This is a genomic window from Crossiella sp. SN42 (assembly GCF_023897065.1).
GTDB lineage: Bacteria > Actinomycetota > Actinomycetes > Mycobacteriales > Pseudonocardiaceae > Crossiella.
The window spans coordinates 98863-115236 of sequence record NZ_JAMHIV010000016.1 but is presented as its reverse complement, the minus strand read 5'-3'; the positions used below and the strand labels follow the sequence as shown (position 1 = coordinate 115236).

The window sequence follows — 16374 nt, the reverse complement described above, 5'->3', positions numbered from 1 at the left end:
CAAAGCCTGCGGCATGCCGCTCCGGTCAACCATGGAGGAGCCCTGTCACCTGGTGGTAGGGCTGTCCCCACCGCCGCGGGGGGAACCGGAATGACCGGCGGCCTCCGAAGCGTTATCCTTGGTGGAAGCAGATCCACAACCCACGGGGGTGAACGGTTTCGACTCTGGACGTTGAGTCAGGGGAAGCGTGCCGGTGCAGGCAGATGACCACCGCAAGCGTCGCTGCAAAAAAATCAAGCGCCGACAACAATCAGCGCGCGTTCGCTCTCGCCGCCTGACGGTAAGAGCAACGCTGTCGGCCCGGGTGCGTCTCCGACCCGGTGCCCGGCATCAGCTAGGAGACTTACCCGCGTTCCCGGTCACGGGGAGCAACGGGGAAACCCACAGTGACTGGGCCCGTCATGTTGAACATGTCTGTGTGATCAACAGGGCCGAGTAGAGACACAGCAGACTGCGCACGGAGAAGTCCTGGCAAAGCGACAGAGGACCCGGGTTCGATTCCCGGCACCTCCACTCGACCGAAGGCCGAGCCATGCCCGCGGAAAGCGCGGGCATGGCTCGGCCTTCGGCATCACACCGGGGGTCGAACCCCCGGACCCCCAGCCGGGGGCTTGCCCCCGGACCCCCATCGCCGGTGTGAGTTGCGTTGGGTTTTCTTTCTTTTCGCCCGGGGCCTCTGCGGTTCGGCTGCGCCTTACGCTCGCGGCTCGCTGCCTCCGCGGCTCGCGTCCCCGCGTCTCGCTGCTCCTGCGTCTCGCTGCCCTCCCGTCCCGCGTCCCGCGACCCTGCGTCTCGCTGCCCTCGCGTCCCGCGGCTCGCGTCTCGCGTTCCGCGACCCTGCGCCTCGGTGCCCCCGCGTCCCGCGACCCTGCGCCTCGGTGCCCCCGCGTCCCGCGACCCTGCGCCTCGCTGCCCCGGCATCCCGCGCCCTACACCCCCCGCATCCCGCGCCCCCGCCCCGCTGCCCCGGCGTCTCGCGTCCTGCGTCTTGCTGGCCCGCGTCCCGCTGCTCTCGCGCTTTGAGTTCTGTGTCCTTGGGTCTTTGGTGCCTAGGGTGGGGGTGTGGGGAAGCCTTTGGTGGTTAGTGCTTGTTTGGCTGGGGTTCGGTGTCGGTATGACGGGCGGGACAAGGCCGATCCGGGGGTGGTTGCGCTGGTGGACGAGGGGGTGGCGGTGCCTGTTTGTCCTGAGTTGTTGGGTGGGCTTGCCACGCCTCGGCGGCCTGCGGAGATTGTGGGTGGGGATGGGGATGACGTGCTGGATGGGCGGGCGCGGGTGGTGGAGGACACGGGGGCGGATGTGACCGCGCAGTACCTTGCTGGGGCCCGGCGGATGTTGGCCATTGCCACTGCGGTGGGGGCCTCGCGGGCGGTGTTGCAGGAGCGGAGTCCGTCTTGTGGGGCGCGTCGGCGGTATGACGGGTCGTTCAGTGGGACGTTGGTTGACGGGGTGGGGGTTGCGGCGGCTTTGTTGCGGCGTAACGGGATTGAGGTCTAGTAGCGGGCGGCGTAGGCGGTGGGGGTTTCGCCGAAGATGGACTTGAAGTCTCGGGTCAGGTGGGGTTGGTCGGCGTAGCCGAGGTCGGCTGCCAGGGCTGACCAGTTGATGGGGTCGTGGTTGGCCAGGCGTTGGGTCACCTCGTGCAGGCGGTAGCGGCGGATCACCCACTTGGGGGTGGCGCCCACGTAGTCGTGGAACAGGCGCTGGAGTTGGCGGACCGTGGTTTTTTCGTGCTGGGCAAGGTCTTCCACTCTGGTGAGGGTGGGGGTGGTGGCGATGGTGTGGACTACGTCCGCGGCTTCTTCGGTTCGGGGGTCTTGGGGTGGTAGGTGGGGGCGTAGGTAGGTTTCGACCGCCTCGGTGGTCAGGGGTGGGGGTGGGCCGAAAAGGGGTGTGGCGTCCAGGGTCTTGTTGGTGATGGTGCTGACCGGGGCGTTGAGGAACGGGCGGAAGCAGCCGGGGCGGAACTGGACGCCGAAGACCTCGTCGGTGCCTGCCAGGCGCCTGAGGTGGTAGCCGGTGCGGACCCCGTTGAGGGTGACCGCGCCGGCCTGGAAGGTCAGGTGCACGTGGGGGTACGGGACGATCTTCTGCTCGTACGGGGTGGGATAGGACCAGGCGGCTGACCAGTAGCGCTCGACGTAGGGCGCCAGGTCGGGGGACGGGGCGGCGTAGGTGTGGCGCTGGTACTGCTGCCAGGCGCCTGCCAGTTCGCGGGGGTCCCGGGGCACGCGGGGATCCTATGTCGCGTTTGTTCAATACGCGGGGTGGTGGCCTGCCTAGGTTGGGGGCATGTCTGCTGAGTACGTGGCGCTGGTTGAGGCGCCGTTGGTTGGGGTTGTGCGGAATCTGACCGTCGCTTCGCTGGGGGCGGCTACGCCTTGTGCGGAGTTTGATGTGCGGCGGTTGCTGAACCACCTGTTGTTCTGGGGGCCTTCGTTGGCGGGGGCCGGGTGGAAGGAGTCGGTGCCGCCGCCCGGGGTGGACGAGGGTGCGGTTGATCTGGTGGGGGCGGACTGGGCCGGCGCGGTGGAGGAGCAGGTTTCCCGGACTGTCGCGGCTTGGCGGCGGGATGAGGCTTGGGTGGGCATGACGTGGATGGGTGGGGAGAACCAGCTGCCCGCGGAGGTGGTGGGCGGGATGGTGGTGACCGAGCTCGCGGTGCACGCGTGGGATCTGGCGCGGGCCAGTGGGCAGGACGTGCGGCTCGACGCGGGGCTGGTCGAGTTTGTGCACGGGCAGGTGGCGGTCAGTGCGCAGCAGGGGCGGGACATGGGGGTTTACGGGCCGGCGGTGGCGGTGCCGGAGCCGGCTTCGGTGTGGGAGCGGGTGCTGGGGCTCACCGGACGGGATCCGGAGTGGACAGCCAGGTCGTGACCAGGGTGGTGACCGCCTCGCCCGCGCGGTCGTTGAGGTGCAGGTTGTCGGTCAGCAGGTGCAGGCCGTTGGCGGTGGAGATCTCGTTCCAGGTGCGGCCGAGCAGGTAGCGCTGGAGGGCGACGCCGAGGGTATCCAGGAAGGTGAAGTCCTGGGCGGAGCTGGGCGGGTGGGTGCGCAGGATCGCGGTCAGTTCCTCGTTGAGGGGGAGGTAGGCGGCGTGGTGGGCGGTGGCCAGGTCCTTGATCGTTTGGTTGTAGGCGGTCAGGGACTGGTTTGCCTGGGAGGTGAGGTCTTCGCCTTGTGGGGGCAGGGAGAGGATCGCGGTTCGGGTGGGTTTCAGGCGGGTGAGGATCTGGGTCAGGTTGGCGCGGAAGGTTTCCAGGGGGACTTGGTTCCTGGCGTCGTTGCCGCCGATCAGCAGGGTGACGGCGGTGGGCTGGCAGGACAGGACGTCCTGGTCCAGGCGGGTCAGGAGGTCGGCGGTGGTGTCGCCGTTGACGCCTGCGTTGATCACCTCGGTGGCCGGGCCCAGGCGGGTGCGGAGCGCGGCGGGCCAGTCGGCGCTGAGGGTGGCCTTGGTGGAGCTGGAACCCGCGGCGACGAGGGCCTGGGCCGGGCGGCGCGGGTTTTCCCGGCAGGCGGCGGGGGAGTTGGCGGGGGCGCGGAGGAAGGCGGCGTAGGCGAGCGCGCCCGCGCCGAGCAGGAGGAGTGCGGTGAGGGCGATCGTGGTGCGCCACAGGAGTTTCCTCATGTCGCCACGCTCAGCGCGGTGTGGCTGGTGGCCGGGTTGCTGAGGGCGCGCAGGATGGCGTCGGCCAGGTCGGCGCGGGGGATGCTGCCGCCGCCGGGCAGGTTGGCGCCGGTGGCGGTGCGGTAGACGCCGGTGTGCGGGGCGTTGGTCAGCCGGGGTGGGCGGATGATGGTCCAGTCGGTGTCGCTGGCCATGACCAGCTCCTCCATCCGGATCATGTCGCCCCACGGGTGCCGGAAGACGCGGCTGAGCACGGGCTTCATCAGGTAGCGCAGCAGCGGGCCGTCGCCCTCGTCGGTGGCGCCCGCGGTGCTGACCACGAGCAGGCGGCGGGTGCCCTCGGCGGCCATCGCGCGCAGGATGGCGCGGGCGCTGTCGGTGCAGATCGTGGTGGGTTTGAGGTCGTTCGCGCCGAGGGCGGAGACGACCGCGTCCTGGCCCGCGACGTGGGGCGCGATGGCGGCGGGGTCGAGGACGTCGGCGCGCACGGTGACCAGGTTGCGGTGGCGGAACTGGAGTTTCGCCGGGTCCCTGACCACGGCGGTGACCTGGTGGCCGGCGGTGCAGGCCTGCTGCACGACGTGCGCGCCGGTGCGGCCGGACGCGCCGAAAACGGTGATCTTCATGGTGCTCTCCAGTGGTTAGTGAGTGCTCACTAACCACCATGGTGGGTGAGTGTTCACTAACCTGTCAACTATCGGCGACGATCGGAGGGCGTGTGAGTACTCGGGACCGGATCCTGGACGCGGCGGCGGAGGTGTTGCGCACCAAGGGGCTGGCGCGGGCCACCACCAAGGAGATCGCCAAGGCGGCCGAGCTGTCCGAGGCCGCGCTGTACAAGCACTTCTCCGGCAAGACCGAGCTGTTCCTCGCGGTGCTCGGGGAGCGGGTGCCCGGCGAGCTGATCCTCCGGTTGCGGGAGCTGGACGAGTGGGTCGGGGTGGGCGACTTGCGCGGCACACTGGTCGAGCTGGCCAGGGCGATGCTGGTGTTCTTCGGCGAGTCCTTCCCGATGGCGGCCTCGCTGTTCGCCGAGCCGGAGCTCTTCGCCGCGCACCGGGCCGTGCTGCGCGAGCAGGGCAGCGGGCCGCAGTACGTCAGCCAGGCGGTGGCCGGGTTCCTGGCCGCGGAACAGCGGGCCGGGCGGGTCAGCCCGGCCGCCGATCCGGTGTCGGCGGCCGAGCTGCTCACCGGCGCGTGTGTGCAGCACGCGTTCCTGAGCCACTTCCGCGCGGGGGCGGAGTCGCTGGAGGAGGTGGCCGAGCGGCTGGTGACCGCCCTGCTGGCCGGTCTGGCGCCGGGGCGCTAGCGGGCCGGGGTGTCGGCGATGTCGTTGGCGGCCACGTAGCCGAAGGTCATCGCCGGGCCGAGGGTGGAGCCGGCGCCGGCGTAGCTGCGGCCCATGACCGCGCCGGTGCAGTTGCCGGAGGCCCACAGGCCGGGGATCACCGAGCCGTCCGGGCGCAGCACCCTGGCGCGGGCGTCGGTGCGCATACCGCCCTTGGTGCCCAGGTCGCCCGGCACGATCTTCATCGCGTAGAACGGGCCTTGCTCGATCGGGGCCAGGCAGGCGTTGGGCGTGTTGGTCGGGTCGGCGTAGTAGTGGTCGTAGGCGCTGTCCCCGCGCTTGAAGTCCAGGTCGCGGCCGGCGCGGGCGAAACCGTTGAAGCGGTTGACCGTCTCGCGCAGCAGCACCGGCTGCACGCCGATCCGGGCGGCCAGCGACTCGATGCTGTCCGCCTTGGCCATCGCGCCGCTGTCGAACCAGGCCTGCGGCAGCGGCAGCAGCGGCGGGACGTCCTTGAACAGGTAGCGGTTGCGGTACTGCTGGTCGCTGATCAGCCAGGCCGGGATGTGCGAGGCGCCGGGCTCGTCCTTCTCGTACATCACGTGCACCACGTCGCTGTAGGGCGCGGCCTCGTTGACGAACCGCTTGCCCGCGCCGTTGACCAGGATGCAGCCGGGCAGGGTGCGCTCGGACAGGCAGAAGTATGGGCCCTCCGGCAACGGGATCGCCGGGCCCCACCAGGCGTCGTCGAGCAGGTCCATCGCGGCGCCGATCCGTTGGCCCGCCTCGATTCCGGCCCCGGTGTTGGCCTTGGCGCCCACCGACCAGGAGGTGCCGATCGGTTCCTCCTGGAACTCCTTGCGCATCCGCTCGTTGTGCTCGAACCCGCCGGAGCCGACGATCACCCCGCGCCGCGCCTTCACCAGGACCTGCGCGCCGTTTTGTTGCGCCACAACGCCGGTGACGCGTCCGTTCTCCACGTGCAGGTCGAGCAGCGGGGTGTTCAGCCAGACCGGGACGCCCGCGCTCATCAGTCCCGCGCGCAGTCCGCCGGCCAGCGCGCCGCCCATGGTGAGCGGTTTCTGCCCGGCCAGTCCGGCCGCGATGCCGCGGGCGACCGTCGCGCTGGCGGTGGCCACCCCGCGCGGGTGCCGGGCGATGAGGGTGAGCCACTTGTAGTCCACGCCGTAGACCACGGTGGCCGGTGGCGTTGCCAGGTAAGGCGGGTTGAGGTTGGCCAGCTCCGCGCCGAGGATCCGGCCGTCGATCATCTGTGGCTCGATCGAGCGGCCGGCCGCGATGCCGCCGGGGAACTCCGGGTAGTAGTCGGAGTAGCCCTCCATCCAGGTGAACTTCAGCGGGCTGTTGCGCTGCAGGAAGGACAGCATCGCCGGACCGTTGGCCAGGTAGGCGCGCTGGCGGGCCACCGGGATGTCGCCGACCACGCGGGCCAGGTAGGTGGCCGCCTTCTCCGGGGTGTCCGGCACGCCCGCGGCGAGCAGCACCTCGTTGTTGGGGATCCAGATCGCCGCGCCGGAGCGGGCCATCGAGCCGCCGAAGACCGCCGCCTTCTCCAGCACCACCGCCCGCAGGCCGCGCTTGGCCGCGGTCAGGGCCGCGGTCATCCCGGCGGCCCCGGCCCCGACCACCACCACGTCGAACTCCGCTGCCGCCATCGCCGCCCTCCAGTGGGTCGGAGCCAATGTGAAACAGGTTATAGTTTCTGTGGTGGGTCGTGTTCTGCCAAAAGAAGGAAGTTCTCCGGCCCGGAGTAGAACGTGTTCAGCTGACTGGTAGGACAGTCATGGTGCCCCGGGTGGTGTCCGGGATGAGCGGGCGGCGGCTGTTCTTCTCATGGGGCGGGGAAGTGCGGTTCCCGGTCGTCAGGAAACGGTCAGGCTACGGTCTGTCGGGCGTCAGGGTGATCGGTTGTCGTGGCAGCCTGGGCAGGTGCCGACGACGGGAAGCGGTGGCGGGGAGATGCGCTTGGACGCGATGGCCGCGACCGCGGGCACCAAGGTGCTCGTGGTGGACGACGAGCCCTACATCACCGAGTTGCTCGCCACCACGCTGCGGCTGGCCGGGTACGAGGTGCTCACCGCGGGCAGTGGCGCCGAGGCCGTGCGGGCGGCGGAGAGCGGCAACCCCGAACTGCTGATCCTGGACATCATGCTGCCCGACACCGACGGGTTCGAGCTGTGCCGTCGGCTGCGGCTGGACCGGCCCCGGCTGCCGGTGGTGTTCCTGACCGCGCGGGACTCCACCGAGGACAAGGTCCGTGGCCTCACCCTCGGCGGCGACGACTACGTGACCAAGCCCTTCAGCGTGGCCGAGGTGCTGGCCAGGGTGCAGGCCGTGCTGCGGCGGACCAGGGGCGGGCAGGAGGAGTCCTCGGCGTTGCGGTGCGGGGACCTGGTGCTGGACGAGGAGGCGCACGAGGTGCACCGGGCCGGGCGGCAGCTGGAGCTCTCGCCGACGGAGTACAAGCTGCTGCGCTACCTGCTGGTCAACGCCGGGCGGGTGGTGTCCAAGGCGCAGATCCTGGACCACGTGTGGCAGTACGACTTCGGCGGGGACGCGGCCGTGGTGGAGAAGTTCATCTCGCGGTTGCGGCAGAAGGTGGACGCCGAGGGGCCGCCGCTGATCAACACCGTCCGCGGCTTCGGCTACACGCTGCGCCCGGCCAAGGGCTGACCCGGTGGCCTGGCGGTTCGCCTCGCTGCGCGGGCGGTTGCTGGCCGGCACCATCCTGCTGGCCAGCGCCGGTGTGGTGGTGGTGGACGCGGCCGCCTACCTCGGGCTCCAGCACTACCTCCAGGTTCGCGTGGACCAGTCGCTGCGGGTGGTGGAGGTGCGGGTCAAGCAGGTCAACTCCGATCACCGGGAGCTGACCGCCGAGGCCATCGAGGCGATGCGCGCGCTCAGCCCCAGCGGCAGCTACTTCGCCCTGGTCGACGGCGACGGCCGGGTGATCGAGCAGGTGCCGGTGGCGCGGCCGGGCGGGCGGGAGGAGGCGCCGCCGGAGCTCACCGACGAGCAGCGTCGCAGCCCCGGTGGCGAACCGCAGACCGTGCGCAGCAAGGGGGATCCCGAGCTGGAGTACCGGGCGCTGGTCATCGGGCTGACGCAGCCGCTGAGCACGCCGGACGGCCGCTCGGCGCACACCATCGTGGCCGCCACCTCGCTGCGCCCGGATCACGAGACGCTGGCCGGGCTGGCCGGGTACGGCATCATCGCCACCCTGGTCACCGTCGGCGGTATCGCGCTGCTGTCCCTGTGCGTGCTGTGGGTCGGGCTGAAACCGTTGCGGGACATGGCCGCCAACGCCACCGCCATCGCCGCCGGCGATCACACCAGGCGGATCGGGGTGACCGGCGGCAACACCGAGGTGGACCAGCTCGCGCACGCGGTGAACCTGGCCTTCGACGCCAGGCAGCGCTCCGAGGAACGGCTGCGCAGCTTCGTCGCGGACGCCTCGCACGAGCTGCGCACCCCGCTGACCACCATCCGCGGCTGGGCCGACCTCTACCTCCAGGGCGTGGACGATCCGCAGGTGGTGGAGCTGGCCATGACCCGGATCGAGGACGAGGCCACCCGGATGCACTCCCTGGTCGAGGAGCTGCTGCTGCTGGCCCGCCTGGACCAGGGCCGTCCGCTGCTGGCCGAGCCGGTGGACCTGGCCGCGCTGGCCGCGGACGCGGTGGCCGACGCGCGGGTGGTGGACCCGGAACGCGAGATCAACCTGGTGATCAGCACCATCGACGCGGTGGTACGCGGGGACGCCAACCGGCTGCGCCAGGTGCTGCGCAACCTGCTCGGCAACGCCCTGCAGCACACCCCGGCCGGGTCACCGGTGCACGTCTCGGTGCGCGCGGTCGGCGACAAGGGGGTCGGCGTGGTGGTCGCGGACGAGGGGCCGGGGCTCTCGCCCGACCAGTTGGGGCGGGTGTTCGAGCGGTTCTACCGGGGCGACTCCTCGCGCGGCAGGGGCGGCGCGGGGCTGGGGCTGAGCATCGTGCGGGCGATCAGCGAGGCGCACGGCGGGTCGGTCTGGGTGGACTCGCAGCCGGGTCAGGGAGCGGCGTTCACCGTGGTCATTCCGCGCGGCGCGCACGACGTCAGCAAACTGTCAGGTGACATTCGGTGAACCGGCAGGTGGCACTGGTGACCTGGAGTCGTTCCCACGAGGAGGGCTCCGCGATGACCGAGACCATGTCCGCCCCGGCCTACCCCACCCAGCGGCAGTGTCCGTTCCACCCGCCCCAGGAGATCGGCGAGGTGCGCGACGGCGAGCAGCCGATCACCCGGGTGTCCTTTCCCAGCGGTGACCAGGGCTGGCTGGTGACCAGGCACGCCGACATCCGGGCGGTGCTCACCGATCCGCGCTTCACCGTCAAGAACCGCAGGTTCGTCTTCTCGCCGCAGAAGCAGGACAGCCCGCCGCCGCGCCGGGGCATGCTGCTGAGCATGGACGCGCCGGAGCACCCGGCCTACCGCAAGCTGCTCACCAGGGAGTTCACCGTCCGCCGGATGCAGCACCTGCGGCCGAGGATCCAGCAGATCGTGGACGAGCACCTGGACGCGATGGAGGCCAAGGGCGGCGTGGTCGACCTGGTGGAGGCGCTGGCGCTGCCGGTGCCCTCGCTGGTGATCTGCGAGCTGCTCGGCGTGCCCTACGCCGACCGCGAGCACTTCCAGTCGGTCACCGCGGACCTGCTCCGGCTGGACATCAGCTTCGAGCGGCGGCAGGCCGCGGTGAACGAGTTCGACCGCTACCTGGGCGCGCTGGTCAAGACCAAGCGGCTGGACCCCGGTGAGGACCTGCTCTCCGACCTGATCGCCCGCGCCGACGCCGGTGACGAGCTGCTCGATGACGAGGTGCTGGTCAGCTTCGCCTTCCTGCTGCTGGTCGCCGGGCACGAGACCACCGCGAACATGATCGGGCTGAGCACCGCGGTGCTGCTGGAGAACCCGGACCAGCTGGCCCTGCTGCGCGAGCAGCCCGAGCTGGCGGACCGGGCGGTGGAGGAGCTGCTCCGCTACCTGACCATCATCCACCTGGCCCTGCAGCGGACCGCGCTGGAGGACGTGGAGATCGGCGGGCAGCTGATCAAGAAGGGCGAGCTGGTCGCGCTGAGCGTGGTCGCGGCCAACTTCGACCCCGCGCTGCTGCCGGAAGCCGACCGGCTGGACATCACCCGGCAGCCGGTGGCGCACCTGTCCTTCGGCTTCGGCCCGCACCAGTGCCTCGGCCAGCAGCTGGCCAGGATGGAGCTGCGAGTGGTGTTCAGCACGCTGTTTTCCCGGTTCCCGACCCTGGAGCTGGCCACGCCGATCTCGGAGGTGCCCTTCCGCACCGACATGGCCATCTACGGCGTGCACAAGCTGCCCGTGCGCTGGTGAGGAGGGTTGCCGCGATGAAGGTGCTGATCGATGAGGACCGCTGCTGCGGCGCGGGGAACTGCGCGCTGGCCGCGCCGGAGGTGTTCGACCAGCGGGAGGAGGACGGCATCGTGACGCTGCTGAACCCGGCTCCCGATGAATCCCAGCGCCCGCTGGTGGATGATGCGGTCAGCCGCTGTCCCGCGGCCGCGATCTCAGTAGTGGAGTAGACACGGTGTTGCGTCAGGTCGTCGTGGTCGGTGCCTCGGCCGCTGGGTTGACCACGGTGGAGGCCCTGCGCAGGGGCGGGTTCGAGGGCAAGGTCACGCTGGTCGGCGCGGAGCCGCACCTGCCGTACGACCGGCCGCCGCTGTCCAAGCAGGTCCTCGCCGGGGACTGGGCGCCGGAGCGCGCCCGGCTGCGGGGTGAGGACCACCTCGACGGCCTGGACGTGGAACTGGTGCTGGGCAACGCCGCCACCGGCCTGGACCTCGCGCAGCGGCGGGTCGAGCTGGCCGACGGCGGCAAGCTGGGCTACGACGGGCTGGTGATCGCCACCGGCGTCACCGCCCGCTCGCTGCCCGGCGCGCAGGAGCTGGCCGGGGTGCACGTGCTGCGCACCCTGGACGACGCCCTGGCGCTGCGGGCCGAACTGCTGGCCGGGCCGAGGGTGGTCGTGGTCGGCGCCGGGCTGATCGGCTGCGAGGTGGCCGCCACCGCGCGCAAGCTCGGCGCCGAGGTGACCATCGTGGAACCGCTGGCCGCGCCGATGGAACGGGTGCTGGGCACCAGGATCGGCGGCATGATCACCCAGGTGCACGCCGACCACGGGGTGCCGGTGCGCACCGGGGTCGGGGTGGCCAGCCTGGCCGGTTCGCTGGGCCGGGTCACCGCGGTGCTGCTCGACGACGGCACCAAGCTGCCCGCCGACGTGGTGGTGCTGGGCATCGGCGCCACCCCCGCGGTGGGCTGGTTGCAGGGCAGCGGACTGGCCGCGGGCACCGCAGGCGTGGAGTGCGACGCCACCTGCCAGGCCGCGCCGGGGGTGTACGCCGCGGGCGATGTGGCCAGCTGGCTGCACCTGGGCCTGGGCGAGCAGGTCCGGCTGGAGCACCGCACCAACGCCACCGAGCAGGCCCTCGCGGTGGCGAAGAACCTGCTCGCCGGCACCGGCAGCGCCGAGCCCTACCAGCCGCTGCCGTACTTCTGGACCGACCAGTACGACCTGAAGATCCAGGGCTTCGGCATGCCGGGCGCGCAGGACGAGGTCGAGGTGGTCGAGGGCGATCTCGAGTCGCGCAAGTTCGTCGCGCTGTACCGCCGCGCCGGTCGGGTGACCGGCGCGGTCGGCTGGAACAGCGCGCGGGCGATGCGGCCCTACCGCCAGCAGGTGCTCGACGGCATGCGGCCCGCCTGACTCAGGAGATCGGGAAGTTGCGGGCGCGGTCGCTCTGGCTCAGCTGGAGCCGGTCGCCCCAGGAGGAGAGCTGGCTGCCGTCGGAGAACTGCAGGTCCACCCGGAAGTTGAACCGCCAGGTGTCGTTGCCGTTGGGGTCGATGCGCAGGTGCAGGTTGCCGCCCTGCAACAGCTCCCAGCGGCTCGGGTTGTGGATGTACATGCCGAACGGGCCGTTGTCGCTGTGGTCGTCGAAGTCGCCGAAGGCGTTGGCCACCCTGGCCGCGGTGGTGCCGTTGCGGTCGAAGGCGGTCACCGTGATGTGGGTGTCGTGGTCCTTGTCCTCGTCGTTGGTGTGGAAGAAGACGGTGGCCCTGGTCAGGGTGGCGCCCGGCGCGGGCAGCTGACCGCTGAAGGAGGCCGCGTCCAGGGTGATCGACTTGGCCGGGGTCGGTGTGGGGCCGGCGATCGCGGCCGGCGCCACGACCAGTGCGGCGGCGACGGCGGTCAGCGCGGTCAGCTTGGGCAGGACTCGCATGGGTGTTTCCCCCTTGCTCGGTGTGCGGCTTGCCCGTACAGCGAATCCCCGGTCGCGTGCCGGGTGCTTCGGCAGAAGTACGTACCCGTCGCCGCGGGCCCCGGTTCGGCCCCATCGGTTTCCCCCGGGTACGCCCGAACGGGCACTCTGGGATAGAGGAAGCTGAGCCAGTGGTGACTGGTACGGCCGCACCAGTACGGTGCTGTGTTGGGGTCACCGGGTCGTGAGCACCGGGGGGAAGCTGTGCAGGTCCGTTCGCAGCCGGGCGGGACGCGGTTCGTCGGCCGTGCCGCGGAGCTGGCCGAGCTGGTGTCCATTGTGGACGGTCCGCCCGCGCCGGGGTTCCGGTTCGTGCAGATCGCGGGCGAGCCCGGCATCGGCAAGAGCAGGCTGCTCGCCGAGCTGGCCGCGGCCGCCCGGGACAAGGGCCAGGAAGTGCTGGCAGGCCGGGCCAGCGAGTTCGAGACCGACCGGCCGTTCGGGGTCTTCGCCGACGCGCTGGACGACCACTTCGCCGCGCTCGGCCCCGCCTGGTACGAGCGGCTGAGCGCGGTCGCGGTGGCCCGTTGCGCCGCGGTGTTCCCCGCCTTCGGCGTGGCGGCCGGGGACGTCGGCGACCACCTCGGCGCGGAGCGGCACGTGCTGCACCGCGCGGTGCGGGCCGCGCTGGAGGCGGTGGTCGGCCGGGCCGGGCTGGTGGTCGTGCTGGACGACCTGCACTGGGCCGACGTGGCCTCGCTGGAGCTGCTGGACCACCTGGTGCGCAGGCCGGGCCGGGGCAGGCTGACCTTCGTGGTCGCGCACCGGCCCCGGCAGCTGTCGGTGGCCGGGCACACCGTGCTGGCCCGCGCGATGAGCGACGGCCGCGGGCACCGGCTGGAGCTCGGTCCGCTGAGCGAGGAGGCCACCGCCGAGCTGCTCGGGCCGGACACCGGCCGGGCCAGGGCGGCCGGGCTGCACCGGGCCAGCCGGGGCAACCCGTTCTACCTGCAGGCGCTGGCCGCCTCGGCCGATCCCGCGGTCTGGCAGCACAATCCCGCCGAGCTGACCGAGGAGCTGCCCGCGCACGTGCGCGCCGCGCTGCTGTCCGAAGTGGACAGACTGACCCCGGTGACCCGCCTGGTGGTGCGGGCCGCCGCGGTCGCCGGCGAGCCGGTGGACGCCGAGCTGGTCGCGGTCACCGCGGTGCTGCCGGTGGTCCAGGTGCGGGCCGCGCTGGACGAGGCGCTGGCCGCGGACGTCTTCCGCGGCGGCACCGGCACCCGCGCGGTGGAGTTCCGGCACCCGCTGCTGCGCCACCTGGTCTACGACGCGGCCCCGCTGAGCTGGCGGGACGGCGCGCACCGCAGGCTGGCCGAGGTGCTGGCCCGGCGCGGCGCGGTGCCCGAGGACCTGGCCCGCCACCTGGAGCTGACCGCCCGGCCCGGCGACACCGCCGCGGTGCGGGTGCTGGTGGAGGCGGCCAACCGGGTCCGCTTCCGGGCCCCGGCCACCGCGGCCCGCTGGCTGGCCGCCGCACTCGGCCTGGTGCCGGCCTCGGCTGTGGAGGACCGGCTCGCCCTGCAACTGGAGCTGGCCTGCACGCTCACCGCGGCCGGGCGCACCGAGGAGGGCGTGGAAGTGTTGCGCCGCCTCATCCGCGGCCGTCCGCCGGGCGGCTCGTCCGCGCACACCAGGGCAGTGGTGCTGTGGTCCACGGTGGAGCGCTGGCTGGGCCGCTTCCAGGCGCTCGCGCCGGTGCTGCGCGCCGAGCTGGCCACCATCGACGAGTCCGACCCGGTCACCGCGGCCACCCTGCACCACGAGCTGGCCTACGTCGAGCACGCGCTGGGCAACCAGGAGGTGGCCGAGCAGCACGCCCTCGCGGTCACCCGCACACCGCCGGTGCCGCAGGTGCGCGGCCTGCGGGCCAGCGCCAGCGGACTGCTGGCCTACAACCGGTTCCGGGCCAGGGACATCCCGGCGGCGGCCGGGCTGCTGGACGAGGCCACCGCGGGGTTCGAGCAGCTGACCGACGACGAGCTGGCCGAGCACCTGCTCGCGGTGGAGCACAGCCACTGGGCCGGGCTGTTCCTCGGCCGCTACCAGGACGCGCTGCGCCTGGCCAAGCGGGTGCTCGCGGTGGCGGGCACCGGGCACCACCTGGCGGTGCTGCGCAGCCAGCTGCGCGCGGCCACCGCGCTGTACATGCTGGGCGAGCTGGCCGAGGCCGAGCAGTTCGCCGAGGAGGCCATCGAGGTGGCCACCCTGGTCGACCAGCCGCTGGAGCTGGCGCTGAGCCTGCTGCTGACCAGCGAGGTGGCGGTGGACCGCGGTGACCTGGACCGGGCGGTGCGGCTGGCCGAGGACGTGGTGGAGATCGCCCGCAAGCACGAGCTGCGCTCCATCGGCCCCGCGGTGTTCCAGCTGGCCGAGGCCCGCCGGGTCGCGGGCAGGCCGGTGGACCTGGTGGCGGACTTCCCCGAGCTGGGCTACGACCACCCGTCGCGGCGGGTGTGGGAGCTGCCGAGCTTCCAGCTGGAGCAGCTGATCGGGCACGCGGTGGCCCTGGGCGAGTTCGACTACGCGGAGCAGGCGCTGGCGCACTGCCGGATGCTGGCGCACGAGCTGGTCCGCGGCTCCATCGGCCACGCCAAGCTGTCCGAGGCCCTGTTGTCGCTGGGCCGCAAGGACGCCGCCACGGCCGCCGAGCTCGCCCGCGCGGCCATGGCCGCCTTCGCCCAGGACGGCATGCCGCTCAACGTGGGCAAGGCCCAGCTCACCCTGGGCTCCGCGCTGGCCGAGCTGGGCGAGCGGGCCCAGGCGCTGGCCGAGCTGGACCGGGCGATCGTGCTGTTCACCGACTGCGGCGCGCACCGCTGGGTCGAGCAAGCCGTGAAGCTGCAACGCAAACAGGGCCGCCGGGTGGCCAAGTCCGCGCCGAGGGTCTCGCCGGGCGAGCTGACCGTGCGGGAGACCGAGATCGCCGAGCTGGTCAGCCAGGGCTTGTCCAACAAGGCCATCGCGGAACGCCTGGTGCTCAGCGAGCGCACGGTGACCACGCACGTGTCCAACATCCTGGCCAAGACCGGAGCGCCCTCGCGCACCGCGTTGGCGGCGCAGGTGCTGCGCGCCGCCAACGCGGAGTGAGCGGGGGTCAGAACAGCTGGACGCCCAGTGCCCACGCGGTGATCTTGGCGGGCGAGTCGTGGATGTGGTCCTTGGACCCGGCGTGGAAGGAGCGGTCGGGGGCGGCGGAAGGCTGGAGCCGCCACAGCATGTTGCCCCAGCCGCTGCCGTAGTCCACCTCGGCGCCGCCGCCGGTGAGCGCGTAGTCGGCGCCGACGTCCGCGCCCGCCTGCGGGTGCCCGGCCGGGCCACCGTGCCTGGGCACCCTGATGCCCCCCACCGTGCCGACCGGCAGGTGCTGCTTGATGTACATCCCGTACCCGGTGACGCTGGCCTTGTCGGCCGTGACGTGGTCCTTCGACCGCACCTTCCAGCCGACCTCGGAGACCGGGAACGAGGCGGTGGCCAGGTTGCCCGCGCCGTGCCAGTCCACCCTGAAGCCGCCGCCCAGCATCACCCACGGGCCGCCGGTGCGCGGCGGGCCCACCTGGGTTTCCGCTTGGTGGGCCGAGTCGCTGGGGTTGCTGGTGACCGCGACGTGCTCGCGCAGCTGCGCCGCGGACATGCCCGCGATCTTCATCCCGATCACGTAGGTGGTCAGCGAGTGCGGCTGCACCTTGAGGTGGTCCTTGGACGAGGCCCGCCAGCCGCGCCGGTCCTCGGTCGGGTAGGAGGCGGTCAGCATCGCGCCCCAGCCGTGGATCGGGGCGTGCGCGCCACCGCCGACGACCACCATGTCCGGGTCCGGCAGGGTGACGGTGTGGTCGCGGTAGACCTGCTGCCCGTGACTGGTCCGCGCGTAGACGGTGATCTGGACCCGTCCGGAGCGGTCCCAGTGGGTGTTGATCGGCTCGCCGGCGTCACTGGCGCCGGTCGGCCCGGCGGTGGCGGTGACCTGGGCGCCGGTGACCAGCAGGCTGACCGCGGCCAGCGCGGTCAGCAGGACTCTGTTCGACTTTCGCAAGGGAACGCCCTTCCTCGGGATCGTTGCCGGGCAAGACAATCCGGTTCACCCGGTCACCACCTCGTAG

Annotated in this window: 15 protein-coding genes and 1 other RNA gene; 10 read left to right on the top strand and 6 right to left on the bottom strand. The window is 71.9% G+C overall.

Features of this window, described 5'->3' with window-relative positions:
* Window positions 1–144 precede the first annotated feature (144 nt).
* Window positions 145–516, top strand: a transfer-messenger RNA (tmRNA) gene (gene ssrA, locus M8C13_RS20295).
* A 546-nt stretch (window positions 517–1062) separates the two neighbouring features.
* Window positions 1063–1497: a DUF523 domain-containing protein gene (locus M8C13_RS45105; protein WP_308202829.1), complete on the top strand. Its 435-nt coding sequence runs from the start codon at window positions 1063–1065 to the stop codon at window positions 1495–1497.
* Here the strand turns inward: M8C13_RS45105 and M8C13_RS20290 are convergent.
* Window positions 1494–2231, bottom strand: a complete 738-nt coding sequence (locus tag M8C13_RS20290; protein WP_252482214.1) for a helix-turn-helix domain-containing protein — start codon at window positions 2229–2231, stop codon at window positions 1494–1496. The genes M8C13_RS45105 and M8C13_RS20290 overlap by 4 nt on opposite strands.
* A gap of 61 nt (window positions 2232–2292) precedes the next feature.
* On the opposite strand from M8C13_RS20290, the gene M8C13_RS20285 reads away from it, so the two are divergent.
* A complete protein-coding gene (locus tag M8C13_RS20285) occupies window positions 2293–2877 on the top strand; it encodes a TIGR03086 family metal-binding protein (RefSeq protein WP_252482213.1) in 585 nt (194 codons plus the stop codon).
* Here M8C13_RS20285 and M8C13_RS20280 read toward each other — a convergent pair.
* Together M8C13_RS20280 and M8C13_RS20275 are read right to left on the bottom strand one after the other, a co-directional pair.
* The gene (locus tag M8C13_RS20280; protein WP_252482212.1) at window positions 2840–3631 is read right to left on the bottom strand and encodes a GDSL-type esterase/lipase family protein; all 792 of its coding nucleotides are present in this window, start codon (window positions 3629–3631) and stop codon (window positions 2840–2842) included. The genes M8C13_RS20285 and M8C13_RS20280 overlap by 38 nt on opposite strands.
* Window positions 3628–4257 carry an NAD(P)-dependent oxidoreductase gene (locus M8C13_RS20275; protein ID WP_252482211.1) on the bottom strand — a complete coding sequence of 210 codons (630 nt, stop codon included), beginning with the start codon at window positions 4255–4257 and terminating at the stop codon, window positions 3628–3630. The genes M8C13_RS20280 and M8C13_RS20275 overlap by 4 nt, the downstream gene beginning before the upstream one ends.
* Before the next feature lie 92 nt (window positions 4258–4349).
* On the opposite strand from M8C13_RS20275, the gene M8C13_RS20270 reads away from it, so the two are divergent.
* Window positions 4350–4940 carry a TetR/AcrR family transcriptional regulator gene (locus tag M8C13_RS20270; protein WP_252482210.1) on the top strand — a complete coding sequence of 197 codons (591 nt, stop codon included), beginning with the start codon at window positions 4350–4352 and terminating at the stop codon, window positions 4938–4940.
* Here the strand turns inward: M8C13_RS20270 and kstD are convergent.
* Window positions 4937–6595, bottom strand: coding sequence for a 3-oxosteroid 1-dehydrogenase (gene kstD, locus M8C13_RS20265; protein ID WP_252482209.1), 1659 nt, complete (start codon window positions 6593–6595; stop codon window positions 4937–4939). The two genes, M8C13_RS20270 and kstD, sit on opposite strands and share 4 nt — an antisense overlap.
* Window positions 6596–6899: 304 nt before the next feature.
* On the opposite strand from kstD, the gene M8C13_RS20260 reads away from it, so the two are divergent.
* Genes M8C13_RS20260 through M8C13_RS20240 form a run of 5 tightly spaced genes read left to right on the top strand, consistent with a single transcriptional unit; the run spans window position 6900 to window position 11718 of the window.
* Window positions 6900–7613 (top strand): response regulator transcription factor, encoded by a 714-nt coding sequence (locus M8C13_RS20260; RefSeq protein WP_374213110.1) that lies wholly within the window; start codon window positions 6900–6902, stop codon window positions 7611–7613.
* Window positions 7614–7617: 4 nt separating this feature from the next.
* On the top strand, window positions 7618–9066 hold the full coding sequence (locus M8C13_RS20255) for a cell wall metabolism sensor histidine kinase WalK (protein ID WP_252482208.1): 1449 nt from the start codon (window positions 7618–7620) through the stop codon (window positions 9064–9066).
* A gap of 53 nt (window positions 9067–9119) precedes the next feature.
* Entirely contained in the window at window positions 9120–10322 is a 1203-nt protein-coding gene (locus M8C13_RS20250; RefSeq protein ID WP_252482301.1) for a cytochrome P450, read from the top strand.
* A gap of 14 nt (window positions 10323–10336) precedes the next feature.
* On the top strand, window positions 10337–10531 hold the full coding sequence (locus M8C13_RS20245; RefSeq protein ID WP_252482207.1) for a ferredoxin: 195 nt from the start codon (window positions 10337–10339) through the stop codon (window positions 10529–10531).
* A gap of 5 nt (window positions 10532–10536) precedes the next feature.
* Window positions 10537–11718: an FAD-dependent oxidoreductase gene (locus M8C13_RS20240; RefSeq protein WP_252482206.1), complete on the top strand. Its 1182-nt coding sequence runs from the start codon at window positions 10537–10539 to the stop codon at window positions 11716–11718.
* Between the two features lies 1 nt (window position 11719).
* Here M8C13_RS20240 and M8C13_RS20235 read toward each other — a convergent pair whose 3' ends face one another.
* Window positions 11720–12235 (bottom strand): Arm DNA-binding domain-containing protein, encoded by a 516-nt coding sequence (locus M8C13_RS20235; protein ID WP_252482205.1) that lies wholly within the window; start codon window positions 12233–12235, stop codon window positions 11720–11722.
* A gap of 243 nt (window positions 12236–12478) precedes the next feature.
* Here M8C13_RS20235 and M8C13_RS20230 point away from each other — a divergent pair, with 243 nt between their 5' ends.
* A complete protein-coding gene (locus M8C13_RS20230) occupies window positions 12479–15364 on the top strand; it encodes an AAA family ATPase (protein ID WP_252482204.1) in 2886 nt (961 codons plus the stop codon).
* A 7-nt stretch (window positions 15365–15371) separates the two neighbouring features.
* Here M8C13_RS20230 and M8C13_RS20225 read toward each other — a convergent pair whose 3' ends face one another.
* Window positions 15372–16307 (bottom strand): hypothetical protein, encoded by a 936-nt coding sequence (locus M8C13_RS20225; protein ID WP_252482203.1) that lies wholly within the window; start codon window positions 16305–16307, stop codon window positions 15372–15374.
* Between the last annotated feature and the right edge of the window lie 67 nt (window positions 16308–16374).

Coding starts and splice junctions, on each gene's coding strand:
- M8C13_RS20275 (WP_252482211.1), bottom strand. CDS start 4,257: ATGAAGATCACCGTTTTCGGCGCGTCCGGCCGCACCGGCGCGCACGTC.
- M8C13_RS20245 (WP_252482207.1), top strand. CDS start 10,337: ATGAAGGTGCTGATCGATGAGGACCGCTGCTGCGGCGCGGGGAACTGC.
- kstD (WP_252482209.1), bottom strand. CDS start 6,595: ATGGCGGCAGCGGAGTTCGACGTGGTGGTGGTCGGGGCCGGGGCCGCC.
- M8C13_RS20285 (WP_252482213.1), top strand. CDS start 2,293: ATGTCTGCTGAGTACGTGGCGCTGGTTGAGGCGCCGTTGGTTGGGGTT.
- M8C13_RS20280 (WP_252482212.1), bottom strand. CDS start 3,631: ATGAGGAAACTCCTGTGGCGCACCACGATCGCCCTCACCGCACTCCTC.
- M8C13_RS20250 (WP_252482301.1), top strand. CDS start 9,120: ATGACCGAGACCATGTCCGCCCCGGCCTACCCCACCCAGCGGCAGTGT.
- M8C13_RS20235 (WP_252482205.1), bottom strand. CDS start 12,235: ATGCGAGTCCTGCCCAAGCTGACCGCGCTGACCGCCGTCGCCGCCGCA.
- M8C13_RS20260 (WP_374213110.1), top strand. CDS start 6,900: ATGCGCTTGGACGCGATGGCCGCGACCGCGGGCACCAAGGTGCTCGTG.